Consider the following 13,850-nt stretch of genomic DNA (forward strand, 5'->3'; position numbering starts at 1 on the left):
AAGAAGAGGGCGACCAGTATCGAAACTCGGCGGATGGTCGGTCTTGGAAGAAACTCAGGTCCTGGCGACGCGTCGGAAATGACCGGGCGTCACGCCCGTAAAGCGCTTGAAGGTGGTGGAGAAATGCGCTTGGTCGTAGAAACCCAGCGCCAGCGCGACGTCCAGCGGCGACTGGTCGCCCAATAGCAGCCGCTTGGCCTCGCGTACCCGGCGCTGCAGCAGGTACGTGTGTGGCGGCACCCCATACACTCGCCGAAAGGCCTCGATCAGGTGTCGAGGATGGCGATGTACCAGTCCGGCCAGCTGGTCGAGGCTGACCGCCTCCGCGAAGTTCTCTTCAAGGTAATCACGCAGGAAGGTCGTCACCCCACCATCCCGAGGTGACAGTGCGGCAGCCCGCAAGCCACCATGGAGGACAAACACCCGCTCGAGCACCTCCAGCAATTCGCTTTCCAGCGCCAGTGCATCGCCGCGCTCGAACTCCACAGCCAGGCGCTCCAGTCCAGCCGCGACGGAGCCGTCATCAGCCGGGTTCAGCTCGAGGAACCCCCCCGGCAGCTGTTTGCGCCCGAGCAGGGCTGGCAAGCGGGATTCCTCGACGTAGAGCATGCGATAGACCAGGCGTGGCGATACCGCGTGGCCCGTGTGTGGCTCTTCAGGGTTCATCAGCGACAGCGTTCCAGCCGGCAGCGCGTGGCGGCCCCCTCGGCACTGGTAGCCGCCGACGCCTTGGAGAATCGCCCCCACGGCGAAAGCATCATGACTGTGCCGACCGAACGGCTGTCCGGAGAAATCCGCATGGAACAGCTCAACGCCGGGCAACCAGGGGCGCGCCTGCAGGCGGTTGCCATCCATGCTCAGTGAGCCTTGAGCAACTCGCTGTAGCCTTCGCGGTAACTCGGGTAACGCGGCACCCAGCCCAAGGCCCGGGCACGCGCGTTGCTGCAGCGTTTGCTGCCGGAGCGGCGCACAGCGGACTCCTCAGCCCAGCCACTGACCCCCAACTGCTCACGCAGCCAACCCACGACTTCATGAAGCGGCGCGGGCTCGTCATCGACACCCAGGTAACAGTCGGCCAAGGCCTCGCCACGGGCATCGGCCTGCAGCAGGAACGCTACCAGCCCCGCTGCATCCTCGACATGGATGCGGTTGGCGTAGAGTGGCGGCTCGCTGACCACGCGGTAACCCATTTGCACCTGCTTGAGCAGCCACTCGCGCCCGGGGCCGTAGATACCGGTCAGGCGTACTACGGTGGCCGGAATCCCGCTCTCCAGGGCCAACTGCTCTGCCTCGCGCATGATCCGGCCAGAAAAACGCCCAGCTTCGGCTGGCGAGTCTTCATCAATCCACTCGCCATCCTGCTGCCCATAGACGCCGCTACTGGAGACGAAGATCAACCTGCGCGGACGTTGTCCACGCTGCGCCAGCCAGTCGAGCACATGGCGCAGGCCTTCGACGTAAGCGGCCCGATAGCCCGGCTCGTCTGACTGACCAGCCGCGGCGCAATACACCAGGTAATCCAGCTGGCCCGTCGGCCAGGCCGACGGACATTCAGCCTGCTGCAGATCGGCAGGTACGGGAAGGACACCGGCGGGCAGTGCGCCGACCTGGCGACGAAGGCCATGGACGGTCCAGCGGGCTTGCAGCATCTGGCGGGCAAGGCGGCCGCCAACATCGCCGCAACCGGCGATCAGTAAGGAGGCAGGGGCTGACATCTCATGGGCTCCAACGGAAAACATCAGGATAGGGACAGGTCCGGCAATCGCCAACCGGCCCCGTCAGGGATTGGGACAAATCTCGATTGATATATTGTCGCCTTTACAAACAAGAATTACTTGCAATAATGCACAGCCTTCAGTCCCGCCCCGCACTTACGGGGCGATGAACGAAACCGCTTCCCTTCCTGCAGGTCCGGTCAGCATGAAACCAACCGCCCCCACCGCACAACCCACCCTTGCCTCCCGTCTGCACCGCGCGCTTACAGCGGTGATGCTCAGCCTGCTGCTCGCACCGGGCGCCAGCTTCGCGGAGGAACCGACCACCCCGACTGCGCCGCCCTCGGAAACCAGCGCGCCGGCAGCGTCCACCGGCGCGGTACAGGGCAGTGTTGCAGCCGATGGGGCAACGCCGATTGCTCCCGCACTGCCCGGCGACCCGGTGGCTACCGGACAAGTTGGCATGGCAGAACTGACCCATGATCTCTCGCCCTGGGGCATGTACCAGAACGCCGACATCGTGGTGAAGGCCGTGATGATCGGTCTGGCCCTGGCCTCCGTGCTGACCTGGACCGTCTGGATCGCCAAGAGCATCGAGCTGCTGGGCGCCAAGCGCCGTCTGCGCCATGAGCTGCTGACCCTGAAGGCGGCTCGCACCCTGAACGAAGCCGGTGACAAGGTCAGCGATGGCCCCTGCGTCTCGAAGCTGCTGGTCCAGGACGCCCAGGAGGAGCTCAAACTGTCGACCAATACCCGCGAGAAGGAAGGCATCAAGGAGCGGGTGAGCTTCCGCCTGGAACGCCTGGTCGCTGCCAGCGGCCGGCAGATGAGCCAGGGCACCGGCGTGCTCGCCACCATCGGTTCCACCGCTCCCTTCGTCGGCCTGTTCGGCACCGTCTGGGGCATCATGAACAGCTTCATCGGCATCGCCAAATCCCAGACCACCAACCTGGCCGTAGTCGCCCCCGGTATCGCCGAAGCCCTGCTGGCCACCGCCCTGGGCCTGGTTGCCGCGATTCCGGCCGTGGTGATCTACAACGTCTTTGCGCGTTCGATCGCTGGCTACAAGGCCCAAGTGGCCGACGCCTCCGCCCAAGTCCTGCTGCTGGTCAGCCGCGACCTCGATCATCTGCCGGCCGAGCGCAGCCAGGCTCCACAAATGGTGAAAGTGGGCTGAGCCATGGGAATCCATCTGAACGAAGGTGGCGATGATCTCCAGGAAACCCACGAGATCAACGTCACCCCCTTTATCGACGTCATGCTGGTGCTGCTAATCATCTTCATGGTTGCGGCGCCGCTGGCCACCGTCGACATCAAGGTCGACCTGCCCGCCTCCACGGCCAAGCCAGCACCACGCCCGGACAAGCCGATCTACCTGAGTATCAAGGAAGACAAGAGCCTGTACCTGGATAACGCACAGGTCACCGACGAGCAACTGGGCAGCTCGCTGGACAAGCTGACCAATGCCGACAAGGACAAGACCATCTTCGTCCGCGGCGACAAGCGGGTGGATTACGCCCGGCTGATGGAGGTCATGGATACCCTTCGCGGCGCCGGCTACCTGAAGATCGGCCTGGTGGGCCTCGAGACGGTCGGCACTAAATGAGTCAAACGAGACGAAAGCTGTCGCGTTGGGGCGTCAGCCTGATCACCGTGCTCGGGCTGCATATCGCATTGGGTCTCTGGGCGCTTTACTGGCGGCCGCAGGCCCAGCCGGTCGAGCTGCCGCCAGCCGCCATGATGGTCGAACTGGAGCCGTTGCCAGCCCCGGCGCCAAAGCCCGCTCCTCCGCCCCCGCCGCAGGTGGAGCCCGAGCCTGAGCCTGAGCCGCTACCGAAGCTGGTTGAAGCGCCCAAGCCGAAGATCGCCATCGCGCCCAAACCCAAGCCGAAACCGCAGCCGCCCAAGCCGAAGCCGCCGGAGCCCAAGCCGGATAAGCCGCGCGAAACCGAACCGGTCAAGGAAAGCGTTGCCGCTCCGACCACGCCGGCGCCCAGCGATGCCAAGCCGGCCGCTCCGCAACAAGCCGCAGCGAGTGCGCCATCCGACGCCAAGCCGACCTGGCAGAGCAAGCTTCTCAGCCACCTGGCCCGCTACAAGCGCTACCCGGATGACGCACGCAGACGCGGCTTCGAGGGCGTCAACCGCCTGCGTTTCGTGATCGACGGCAATGGCAAGGTGCTGTCCTATTCGCTGGTCGGAAAGTCCGGAAGCGCCTCGCTGGACCGCGCCACGCTGGAGATGATACGCCGCGCCCAGCCTCTGCCCCCGCCCCCGCGGGAGTTGCTCAACAACGGCACCCTGGAAGTGGTCGCACCCTTCGTCTACTCGCTCGACCGTCGCTGATCGAACGCCTGCACCCGGTGGGGCAGGCGCTTGGTTCCATTGACTGCAGCCGCTATGCTTGCCGCACCTCAATGGAATTCTGCTATGACCCTCACCGAACTGCGCTACATCGTCACCCTTGCCCAGGAACAGCATTTCGGTCGTGCCGCCGAACGCTGCCATGTGAGCCAGCCGACCTTGTCCGTCGGGGTGAAGAAGCTTGAAGACGAGCTCGGTGTCCTCATCTTCGAGCGCAGCAAGAGCGCAGTTCGCCTGACGCCGGTCGGAGAGGGCATCGTGACCCAGGCCCAGAAAGTGCTGGAGCAGGCCCAGGGCATCCGCGAAATGGCCCAGGCCGGCAAAAACCAGCTGGCCGCCCCGCTCAAGGTCGGCGCCATCTATACCGTCGGCCCCTACCTGTTCCCGCATCTGATCCCGCAGCTGCATCGGGTTGCCCCGCAGATGCCGCTGTACATCGAAGAGAACTTCACCCACGTCCTGCGCGACAAGCTGCGCACCGGCGAGCTGGACGCGATCATTATCGCCCTGCCCTTCGCCGAAGCCGACGTGCTGACCAAGCCGCTCTACGATGAGCCTTTCTACGTGCTGCTGCCCTTCGGCCATCCCTGGGCCGAGCGCGAGACCATCGACAGCGAGATGCTCAACGACAAGAGTCTGCTGCTGCTGGGCGAGGGTCATTGCTTCCGCGACCAGGTACTGGAAGCCTGTCCGAGCCTGCGCAAAGGAGGTGAAGACAGCGCCAAGCACACCACGGTCGAGTCCAGCTCGCTGGAGACCATCCGCCACATGGTCGCCTCGGGCCTCGGCGTTTCCATCCTGCCGTTCTCGGCGGTAGATAGCCACCACTATGCCCCCGGCGTGATCGAGATTCGTCCGCTGACCCCGCCGGTGCCCTTCCGCACTGTCGCCATCGCCTGGCGCGCCAGCTTCCCGCGGCCACGCGCCATCGAAGTGCTCGCCGACTCCATCCGTCTTTGCTCGGTGGCCCGCCCGCAAACCCAGGGCGAACCTGAGCCCGCATGACCGAGCTGGCACAGGTCCCGGTCACAGCACTCAAGGGGGTGGGTGCGGCCCTGGCGGAGAAACTTGCCAAGGTTGGCCTGGAGAACCTGCAAGACATCCTCTTCCATCTGCCGACGCGTTATCAGGACCGCACCCGCATCACGCCTATCGGTGCACTGCGCCCTGGCCAGGACGCAGTGGTCGAGGGCATCGTGGCCGGCGCGGACATCGTCATGGGACGGCGACGTAGCCTGCTGGTCCGCCTACAGGACGGTAGCGGCACCCTCAGCCTGCGCTTCTTCCACTTCAGCCAGGCGCAGAAGGAAGGCCTCAAGCGCGGCACCCAATTGCGCTGCTACGGCGAAGTCCGTCCCGGCGCTACAGGCCTTGAGATCTACCACCCGGAGTATCGCTCCCTCAGCGGCGACGAAGCCCCCCCGGTGGAACAGACCCTAACGCCGATCTACCCCACCACCGAAGGCCTGACCCAACAACGCCTGCGCTCCCTCAGCCAGCTCGCCCTCGCGCGTCTCGGCCCGCACAGCCTGCCGGACTGGCTGCCGAAAGAGCTGGCCCGCGACTACCAGCTCGGCGCACTCGACGAAGCCATTCGCTACCTGCATCGACCACCGCCAGACGCCGACCTCGAGGAACTCGCCGAAGGGCAGCACTGGGCCCAGCAGCGTCTGGCATTCGAGGAGCTGCTGACTCATCAGCTTTCCCTGCAACGCCTGCGTGAAAGCCTGCGCGCTCAGCACGCACCGCAATTGCCACCAGCACACAAGCTGCCGGCCCAGTACCTGGCCAACCTCGGCTTTGCGCCCACTGGCGCGCAGCAGCGGGTCGGCGCCGAGATCGCCTATGACCTGGCCCAGCAGGAACCGATGCTGCGTCTGGTCCAGGGTGACGTTGGCGCCGGCAAGACCGTGGTCGCTGCCCTGGCTGCACTCCAGGCCCTGGAAGCCGGCTATCAGGTGGCGCTGATGGCGCCCACGGAAATCCTCGCCGAACAGCACTACCTCAACTTTCAGCGCTGGCTGCAGCCGCTCGGACTCGAAGTCGCCTGGCTCGCCGGCAAGCTCAAGGGCAAGGCGCGTGCCGCCGCCCTCGAGCAGATCGCCGGCGGCGTGCCCATGGTCGTCGGTACCCATGCGCTGTTCCAGGACGAGGTCAAGTTCAAACGCCTCGCCCTTGTGATCATTGACGAGCAGCATCGCTTTGGCGTGCAACAGCGCCTGGCCCTGCGCCAGAAAGGCGTGGACGGGCGCCTCTGCCCGCACCAGCTGATCATGACCGCGACCCCCATCCCCCGAACCCTGGCGATGAGCGCCTACGCCGACCTGGATACCTCGATCCTCGACGAGCTGCCGCCCGGGCGGACGCCGGTCAATACCGTGCTGGTAGCCGACATCCGCCGCATCGAAGTGATCGAGCGAGTGCGTGCCGCCTGCTACGAAGGGCGCCAGGCCTATTGGGTCTGTACGCTGATCGAGGAGTCCGAGGAGCTGACCTGCCAGGCCGCGGAAACCACTTTCGAGGAGCTCTCCTCCGCGCTGGGTGAGCTGCGCGTCGGCCTGATCCACGGCCGCATGAAGCCGGCCGAGAAGGCTGCAGTGATGGCCGAGTTCAAGCAAGGCGCGCTGCAACTGCTGGTGGCGACCACGGTGATTGAGGTGGGCGTCGACGTCCCCAATGCCAGCCTGATGATCATCGAAAACCCGGAACGCCTGGGCCTGGCCCAACTGCACCAGCTGCGCGGCCGTGTCGGCCGGGGCAGTGCGGCCAGCCACTGCGTGCTGCTGTATCACGCGCCGCTGTCGCAGCTGGGCCGTGAGCGCCTGGCGATCATGCGCGAAACCTGCGATGGCTTCGTGATCGCCGAGAAGGACCTGGAGCTGCGCGGCCCCGGCGAGATGCTCGGTACCCGCCAGACCGGTCTACTGCAGTTCAAGGTGGCCGACCTGATGCGCGATGCCGCCCTGCTGCCCGCAGTACGTGACGCCGCCCAGGCGCTGCTGGCACATTGGCCCCAGCACGTCAGCCCGCTGCTTGAGCGCTGGCTGCGCCATGGCCAGCAGTACGGACAAGTGTGAATCAGATCACGGTGCACCCGTCGCCCGCGAACGCTGCCACCCTACCTGCTCGTTATACTGCCGGCAGAAAATTCTGACGCTGGATGCCGCCATGACCGAAGTCGCACGAGTTCCCGACGATACACATCGCCCCCCAGCGGTGATCCTGCAGTTGCTCGATAAGCTTGGCCTGGCGTTCCAGATTCGCCTGGACCATCCGAGCCTGAGCCCCGCCCAGCGCGTCCAGGCAGTACTGCTGGAGGACTCGGTGGGGGCGTTGCTGGTGCTCTATCCGCGCAGCCAGCTGCTCGACCTCAATCGCCTGGCCGAACTCATCGGGCGCAAGCTGTTCGCCATCAAGCCTGAACGCCTGGAGCGGATGCTCGGCAAGCACAACCTGGGCAGCCTTCCCGGCCTGCCGCCGCTGACCAGTTCGCCCTGCCTGTATGACGAGCGCCTGCTGCAAGAGCCGCGGCTGCTGGTGGAGTCCGGCCAGCCTGGCGTTCTCCTGGAGCTGCACTGCGAGGCCTTCCGCAGCTTGCTGGGCAAGGCCAGCGCCGCGCGCTTCGGCGAGCCTGTGGCCAGCATCCGGCCCAACCTGGACCGCCCGAACGACGACCGCGCCGAGATTACCCAGGCCGTGCAGGTCTTCACCGCGCGACGCATCCAACAGCGACTGGAAGAAACCATCGAGATCCCGCCGCTGCCGGAATCGGCCCAGAAGATCATCAAGCTACGAGTCGACCCCAATGCCACTGTCGATGACATCACCGGCGTGGTGGAGACCGACCCGGCCCTCGCCGCGCAGGTGGTCAGTTGGGCCGCCTCACCCTACTACGCAGCGCCAGGCAAGATCCGCTCGGTGGAGGACGCCATCGTCCGCGTACTCGGCTTCGATCTGGTGATCAACCTCGCGCTGGGCCTGGCCCTCGGCAAGACCCTCAGCCTGCCCAAGGACCAGCCACAACACACCACCCCGTATTGGCACCAGGCGATCTATACCGCCGCAGTCATCGAGGGTCTTACCCGCGCCATGCCGCGAGCCCAGCGCCCCGAGGCGGGTCTCACTTACCTGGCCGGCCTGCTGCACAACTTCGGCTACCTTGTGCTCGCCCACGTATTCCCACCGCACTTCTCGCTGATCTGCCGCCATCTGGAGGTCAATCCGCATCTGCCCCATAGCTTCATCGAGCAGCACCTGTTGGGCATCACGCGCGAGCAGATCGGCAGCTGGCTGATGCGCCACTGGGACATGCCGGAAGAGCTATCCACTACGTTGCGCTTCCAGCATGACCCTGACTACCAGGGCGACAACGCTGCCTACGCCAACCTGGTTTGCCTGGCTGTGCGCCTGCTGCGCAATCGGGGCATTGGTTCGGGGCCACAGGAGGAAATACCCGAAGACCTCTTTGAAGCCCTGGGCCTGAGCCGCGAGAAAGCCGAGGACGCCGTGAGCAAGGTCTTGCAGGCCGAGGTGGCATTGCGCGAACTAGCCCTGCAGCTCAACACGCACTGACCCAAGGCGAAAATGAAAATGAAGAAGGGGCGCTGTGCGCCCCTTTCTTGTTGGGCTTCGCTGTGCGAAGCACCAATCTACCTGGCTATCTCTGAACGCGTTCAGGCTGCGCGCTTCTCGGTGGCCTTCTTCTTCGGCATCAAGTACTTGGTCAGGCCCTGGAACCAGATCACCAGCGCCGGGTTGCCCTGGATCTGGATGTCCTTGTTCTGGATACCCTGCATGAACGCCAACTGCTTGTTCTTCGCGCTCATGGTGGCGAAGCCGTAGGCGCCATCTTTGAAGCCAATGGCGAACGCCGGCTGGCTGGCCTGGCCGCGACGGCTATGCACGCGCTGGTCCTTGACGATGAAATGGCGAGCGATCTTGCCATCCAGGGTGTGCAACTGGAACACCAGGTCCTTGCCGGCCAGCTGCTGCTGGAACTCGGCATTGTCACGGCTGGCCTTGGCCATCAGCCGACCCAGCATCCAGAGGAGAAAGCGGAATTTCATGCGCGCGGCCTCGAAGGGAATAACAAAGCGGCGCATTGTAGCGGTTTGCCGACGGGACTACAGCCAGCTAAAGGCGGGTGTGACGATACAGGGCCGGGCTGCCCGGAACCTCCCCGGCTCCGGGCAATGGAGCCTTAGTTCACGGCTTCTTTCAGCGACTTGCCCGGCTTGAAGGCCACGGTGTTGCTGGCCTTGATCTTGACCGGTTGGCCGGTCTGCGGATTCTTGCCAGTGCGAGCACCGCGATGGCGTTGCAGGAAGGTGCCAAAGCCCACCAGGGTCACGCTGTCTTTACGGTTCAGCGCATTGGTGATTTCTTCGAGCACCGCGTTGAGTACCCGATTGGCCTGGTCCTTGGTGAGATCGGCCTTCTCGGCGATTGCAGCGGCGAGTTCCGGTTTACGCATAAATGCCTCTTTGACGGTTTGTTGTTTTTGTGTCCGTGCTGTTCGTCCAGAACAGCGCCAAGGCGCCGCAACGGCTCTACGCTGCGGCAGACCACGGGGAGGATGGCATGCGATTGGGTGCCGCGCCAGTCTTGCAGGAGGGTTTTCCCTACAAATTTAAGGACTACTCCGACAGAAGGACCGGCATTTACGCCAAAAGTGGCGGTAGTTCTCGATTCAGCGCCAATTTCTCCTGCACAGCGGCCCCGGTCAGGGCGTAACCCAGCAGACGCCCGGCGGCGTCGCGGCAGAGGGCCTTGATGTCCGCGCCAGAGCCTTCCACCGTCCAGTTGCCGTCCAGGCCGCGAGGAGGCGGCGACACCACCAGCGGGCAGACCGGGGTCTTGACGGTTACCGGCATGGCGCCGTAGCTGACGGCCGTCGGCGTACCCGCGAGGGTCTGGGCCAACGCGCGAGCACAGGCCATTAGCGGCATCACATAAAGCAGGTTGAGGCCGGCCACCTCGGCGCAGTCGCCCACAGCGTAGATGTTGGCGTGGGAAGTCTGCAGCTGTCGGTTCACCACCACCCCGCGATTCACCGCGAGTCCGGCCACAGCAGCCAGTTCGACGCGCGGCCGCAGGCCAACGGCAGACACCACCAGGTCACAGGGAATTCGCGTGCCGTCGGACAGATGGGCCTCAAGCTCGTCGCCCGCGTGATCGAGGCGGGCCAGCACCGGTCCCAGGTGGAAACGCGCACCGAGGCTTTCCAGGCCAGCTTGCACCGCTGCAGCCGCGGCCGGGTGCAACAGGCCCGGCATGACCTGCTCACAAGGCGCCACCAGTTCGACCTGCAAGCCGCCGAGGCTGAGATCGTTGGCGAACTCGCAGCCGATCAGCCCGGCGCCCAGGATCAACACGCGGCGCTTGCCGGCGGCCGCAGCGCGGAAGCGGGCGTAATCCTCCAGGTCGTTGATGGGAAAGACCGCGTCCTGGGCATTGCCCTCCACCGGCACGCGAATGGTATCCGCGCCCCAGGCCAGCACCAGGTCGCGGTATTCCACAGCCTCTTCGCCAATCCACAGGCGCTTGTGGCCGGGATCGATGCCAGTGATGCGTGTATGGGTACGCACCTCCGCCTTGAGTTGGTCGGCCATGGCCCCCGCCTCGGCAATGGCCAGGCCGTCGGCGTCCTTGTTCTTGCCGAAACCGGTGGACAGCATCGGCTTGGAGTACGAGCGACCGTCATCGGCGCTGATCAGCAACAGCGGGGTCTCGCTGTCCAGCTTGCGGAATTCCTTGGCCAGGTTGTAGCCGGCCAGACCGGTACCGACGATTACCACGGGTGCACTCATCACTCACTCCTGCTCGGGCAAAAACGACGTGACGGCCCGCAGGCCGTCACTTGAATGGGGACTGACGGCTCAGGCTGTTTCGATCATCTCGAAGTCGATCTTGCCGACACCGCAATCGGGGCAGACCCAGTCCGGCGGGATATCCTCCCAGCGCGTGCCTGGGGCGATGCCCTCTTCAGGCAAACCTTCGGCTTCGTTGTAGATGAAGCCACAGACGATGCACTGCCACTTGCGCATGACCACCCCCGCGAACGCGGAAACTCGATGTGAAACTACTCCAAAGCCCGATTACCGCCAAGCATCGACGGAAGGCGCCAATCAGAGGGTAGGCTGCGAAGGCGCAGCGCGGCGCCTGATGCTTCATGCCCCCTCTCCATTGCGGGAAAGGGCCAGGAAGAGGGGGACACCCTTTAGATCAGGCGATCTCGATCATCTCGAAGTCCAGCTTGCCAACGCCACAGTCAGGGCACAGCCAGTCTGTCGGCACATCCTCCCAACGGGTACCCGCAGGGATGCCCTCGTCAGGCCAGCCCTGGGTTTCGTCATAGACCAGGCCACAGACAACGCATTGCCACTTCTTCATCACTCGCTACCTCAGTGTTCAGACTTTCCCGACCTGCGCGCCTGAAGGCGCTTGCTCGGTCGCTTCGGGGCGTTTTACTGGTTCGACCGTCCCTTCGCAAGCCCCTGCGGAGGGCGCCGGCGTTGGTTAGCATGCTAAGATCTGCGCCGTCGTCCACCGCCCATGTCCACCACCGTGCCCCACGCCGTCCTTGCCCATCCCCCCCGCTGGCTGAGTGCCGCGCAACTGCATCCCACGCCCGCGGCCTGCGTGCGTGACTGGCTGTTCGACCAGGGTTCCCTGACCCGCCGCCTGACCGCCCTCTCCGACAATGCCTTCAGCGTAACGCCACTGGTGGAAGGCTGGCAGCCCCTGCGCGCGGACGAGTGCACAGCGCTCGGCATCCCCTGCGGCAGCCTCGGCTGGGTCCGTGAGGTATACCTGCGCGGTCACGGGGAGGTCTGGGTATTCGCCCGCAGCGTAGCGGCGCGCAGTGCCCTCGAAGGCTCTGGTCTTGACCTGCACCAACTCGGCAGCCGCTCCCTCGGCGAGTTGCTGTTCAGCGACCGTGCCTTCGACCGGGGGGCCATGGAAGTCGCCCGCTACCCGGCCGCTTGGCTGCCCAGCGAGGTCCGCGATGAACGCCTGTGGGGGCGTCGCTCCTGCTTCACGCGCGGCGAGCTCGGGGTGCTGGTGGCGGAAATCTTCCTTCCGGCCCTCTGGCGCGCGGCGGGGATCGAGACCGTATAATCCGGCCCTTCGAGCCTGTTTACGATCTCGCGAGCTAGAGAAGAACAAGGCGAGAATGGCTGAGGGCGCGGAGTTTACGAGCTGTAAATGAGCAAGCCCGATGCCATTCTCAACGCAGTTATTCCGACGCGCAGCAGATCGTAAAGCAGGCTCTTCGAAGGGAGAGCCGTCGATGTACCTCACGCTGCTGCAATCGCTGAACCGCCTGCATCCCCGCGCCATGGACTTCATCCAGCTGGCGCGCCTGGACAAGCCCATCGGCATCTACCTGCTGCTCTGGCCGACCCTCTGGGCCCTGTGGGTTGCTGCTGAAGGCATACCCAGCCTGAAGAACCTGGTGATCTTCGTCCTCGGCGTGAACCTCATGCGCGCTGCCGGCTGCGTGATCAATGACTTCGCCGACCGCAAGGTCGATGGCCACGTCACACGCACCAAGGCGCGCCCGCTGGCAAGCGGCCGCATCACCCCCCGCGAGGCCCTGGTGTTCTTCGCCGTGTTGGTGGCCGCAAGTTTCGTCCTGGTGCTCTTCACCAACAGCACGACCATCTGGCTGTCCTTCGGCGGACTTGCGCTGGCGGCCTGCTATCCCTTCATGAAGCGCTACACCTACTACCCACAGGTGGTGCTGGGAGCTGCATTTTCCTGGGGCATGCCGATGGCCTTCACCGCCGAAACCGGCGAGCTGCCTGCCGCCGCCTGGCTGCTGTACATCGCCAACCTGCTGTGGACGGTCGCCTACGACACCTATTACGCGATGACCGACCGCGAAGACGACCTGAAGATCGGCGTGAAATCCACCGCCATCCTGTTTGGCGATGCCGACCGGCTGATCATCGCCACCCTCCAGGGGCTGGCGCTGTTGTGCCTGCTACTGGCCGGAAACCGCTTCGGTCTGGGGCTGGCTTTCCACCTCGGCCTGCTGGTGGCCGCAGCCTGCTTCACCTGGGAATACTGGAGCACCCGAACGCCAGAACCCCAGGCCTGCTTCAAGGCCTTCCTGCACAACCACTGGGCGGGGCTGGCGATCTTGCTGGGTATCGCCGCCGACTACGCGCTGCGCTGAGCAGCGCGTAGCACCCACCTTGCTATCTGGTCAGTAGGCTTCCGGCTTGGCAACGTGCCAGACGCCCATCTTGCCGTCGCCGGTGACATCTCCCGGCTTCTTGTCCATGACAAAGGTATAGAGCGGCTTGTTGTCGTAAGCCCACTGCATCGAGCCGTCGTCACGCTTCACCAGGCTCCACTCACCTTCGGCCTTAGCGCCAGCCTCGGCCATCAAGGGCGGCCAGTTCTGCGCACATTGCCCATTGCAGGCAGACATGCCACTGGTGTCCTTGTCGTAGGTGTAGAGCGTCATGCCCTTGGCATCGACCAGCATGCCGTCCTTCTCCATCGCAGGCTCGGCCGCCAGACCAATCAGCGAAAAGCTCAGCAGCGCACCCACAAGCAATGGAGCGATTCGGCAGTGATTCTTTTTCATTTTGTGCCTCTTCTCGGAGTGGGAAACAACAGCCCGGCGGCTGCGATCACAACCGGAGGTCACAGCGAGCACTGCAGCGATCAAGCTTCTCGCCAGGCTCCCGGTCGCCCCTTTCCCAACGGCGACCTCCTTCAGCATAGACAAGGCAGCGACTACATTCAGGTGTCACA

Annotated in this window: 16 protein-coding genes; 8 read left to right on the forward strand and 8 right to left on the reverse strand. The window is 64.7% G+C overall.

Annotated elements, in window-relative coordinates:
- Window positions 1-54 precede the first annotated feature (54 nt).
- Window positions 55-855: an AraC family transcriptional regulator gene (locus OXH74_RS07605; RefSeq protein WP_375740702.1), complete on the reverse strand. Its 801-nt coding sequence runs from the start codon at window positions 853-855 to the stop codon at window positions 55-57.
- A 2-nt stretch (window positions 856-857) separates the two neighbouring features.
- Window positions 858-1,715 carry an SDR family oxidoreductase gene (locus OXH74_RS07610; protein ID WP_375740703.1) on the reverse strand — a complete coding sequence of 286 codons (858 nt, stop codon included), beginning with the start codon at window positions 1,713-1,715 and terminating at the stop codon, window positions 858-860.
- Window positions 1,716-1,920: 205 nt separating this feature from the next.
- Here OXH74_RS07610 and exbB point away from each other — a divergent pair, with 205 nt between their 5' ends.
- The 6 genes from exbB (at window position 1,921) to OXH74_RS07640 (ending at window position 8,651) form a co-directional block, all read left to right on the forward strand.
- Entirely contained in the window at window positions 1,921-2,892 is a 972-nt protein-coding gene (gene exbB, locus OXH74_RS07615; RefSeq protein ID WP_375740704.1) for a tonB-system energizer ExbB, read from the forward strand.
- Window positions 2,893-2,895: 3 nt separating this feature from the next.
- Window positions 2,896-3,321 (forward strand): TonB system transport protein ExbD, encoded by a 426-nt coding sequence (exbD, locus tag OXH74_RS07620; protein ID WP_375740705.1) that lies wholly within the window; start codon window positions 2,896-2,898, stop codon window positions 3,319-3,321.
- Window positions 3,318-4,061 (forward strand): energy transducer TonB, encoded by a 744-nt coding sequence (locus OXH74_RS07625; protein ID WP_375740706.1) that lies wholly within the window; start codon window positions 3,318-3,320, stop codon window positions 4,059-4,061. Before exbD ends, OXH74_RS07625 begins: the two co-directional genes overlap by 4 nt.
- A gap of 84 nt (window positions 4,062-4,145) precedes the next feature.
- The gene (locus OXH74_RS07630; RefSeq protein ID WP_215372358.1) at window positions 4,146-5,084 is read left to right on the forward strand and encodes a hydrogen peroxide-inducible genes activator; all 939 of its coding nucleotides are present in this window, start codon (window positions 4,146-4,148) and stop codon (window positions 5,082-5,084) included.
- The gene (recG, locus tag OXH74_RS07635; protein ID WP_375740707.1) at window positions 5,081-7,156 is read left to right on the forward strand and encodes an ATP-dependent DNA helicase RecG; all 2,076 of its coding nucleotides are present in this window, start codon (window positions 5,081-5,083) and stop codon (window positions 7,154-7,156) included. Before OXH74_RS07630 ends, recG begins: the two co-directional genes overlap by 4 nt.
- Window positions 7,157-7,247: 91 nt before the next feature.
- Complete coding sequence (locus OXH74_RS07640; RefSeq protein WP_375740708.1) at window positions 7,248-8,651, forward strand: HDOD domain-containing protein; 1,404 nt, start codon at window positions 7,248-7,250, stop codon at window positions 8,649-8,651.
- A gap of 101 nt (window positions 8,652-8,752) precedes the next feature.
- Here OXH74_RS07640 and OXH74_RS07645 read toward each other — a convergent pair whose 3' ends face one another.
- The 5 genes from OXH74_RS07645 to OXH74_RS07665 form a co-directional block, all read right to left on the reverse strand.
- The gene (locus OXH74_RS07645; protein ID WP_375740709.1) at window positions 8,753-9,145 is read right to left on the reverse strand and encodes a helicase; all 393 of its coding nucleotides are present in this window, start codon (window positions 9,143-9,145) and stop codon (window positions 8,753-8,755) included.
- Between the two features lie 134 nt (window positions 9,146-9,279).
- Window positions 9,280-9,552 (reverse strand): HU family DNA-binding protein, encoded by a 273-nt coding sequence (locus tag OXH74_RS07650; RefSeq protein ID WP_016495401.1) that lies wholly within the window; start codon window positions 9,550-9,552, stop codon window positions 9,280-9,282.
- A 187-nt stretch (window positions 9,553-9,739) separates the two neighbouring features.
- Window positions 9,740-10,888, reverse strand: a complete 1,149-nt coding sequence (locus OXH74_RS07655) for an NAD(P)/FAD-dependent oxidoreductase (protein WP_375740710.1) — start codon at window positions 10,886-10,888, stop codon at window positions 9,740-9,742.
- Window positions 10,889-10,957: 69 nt separating this feature from the next.
- On the reverse strand, window positions 10,958-11,125 hold the full coding sequence (locus OXH74_RS07660; protein WP_375740711.1) for a rubredoxin: 168 nt from the start codon (window positions 11,123-11,125) through the stop codon (window positions 10,958-10,960).
- 178 nt (window positions 11,126-11,303) lie between these two features.
- On the reverse strand, window positions 11,304-11,471 hold the full coding sequence (locus OXH74_RS07665; protein WP_215372372.1) for a rubredoxin: 168 nt from the start codon (window positions 11,469-11,471) through the stop codon (window positions 11,304-11,306).
- A 174-nt stretch (window positions 11,472-11,645) separates the two neighbouring features.
- On the opposite strand from OXH74_RS07665, the gene OXH74_RS07670 reads away from it, so the two are divergent.
- Both OXH74_RS07670 and ubiA read left to right on the forward strand, forming a co-directional pair.
- Window positions 11,646-12,200: a chorismate lyase gene (locus tag OXH74_RS07670; RefSeq protein WP_215372511.1), complete on the forward strand. Its 555-nt coding sequence runs from the start codon at window positions 11,646-11,648 to the stop codon at window positions 12,198-12,200.
- 172 nt (window positions 12,201-12,372) lie between these two features.
- Window positions 12,373-13,263: a 4-hydroxybenzoate octaprenyltransferase gene (gene ubiA / locus OXH74_RS07675; protein WP_375740712.1), complete on the forward strand. Its 891-nt coding sequence runs from the start codon at window positions 12,373-12,375 to the stop codon at window positions 13,261-13,263.
- Between the two features lie 30 nt (window positions 13,264-13,293).
- Here the strand turns inward: ubiA and OXH74_RS07680 are convergent, their stop codons facing one another.
- The gene (locus OXH74_RS07680; protein ID WP_375740713.1) at window positions 13,294-13,680 is read right to left on the reverse strand and encodes a hypothetical protein; all 387 of its coding nucleotides are present in this window, start codon (window positions 13,678-13,680) and stop codon (window positions 13,294-13,296) included.
- Between the last annotated feature and the right edge of the window lie 170 nt (window positions 13,681-13,850).

Source organism: Metapseudomonas boanensis, from assembly GCF_042232855.1.
Classification (GTDB): Bacteria; Pseudomonadota; Gammaproteobacteria; order Pseudomonadales; family Pseudomonadaceae; genus Metapseudomonas; species Metapseudomonas boanensis.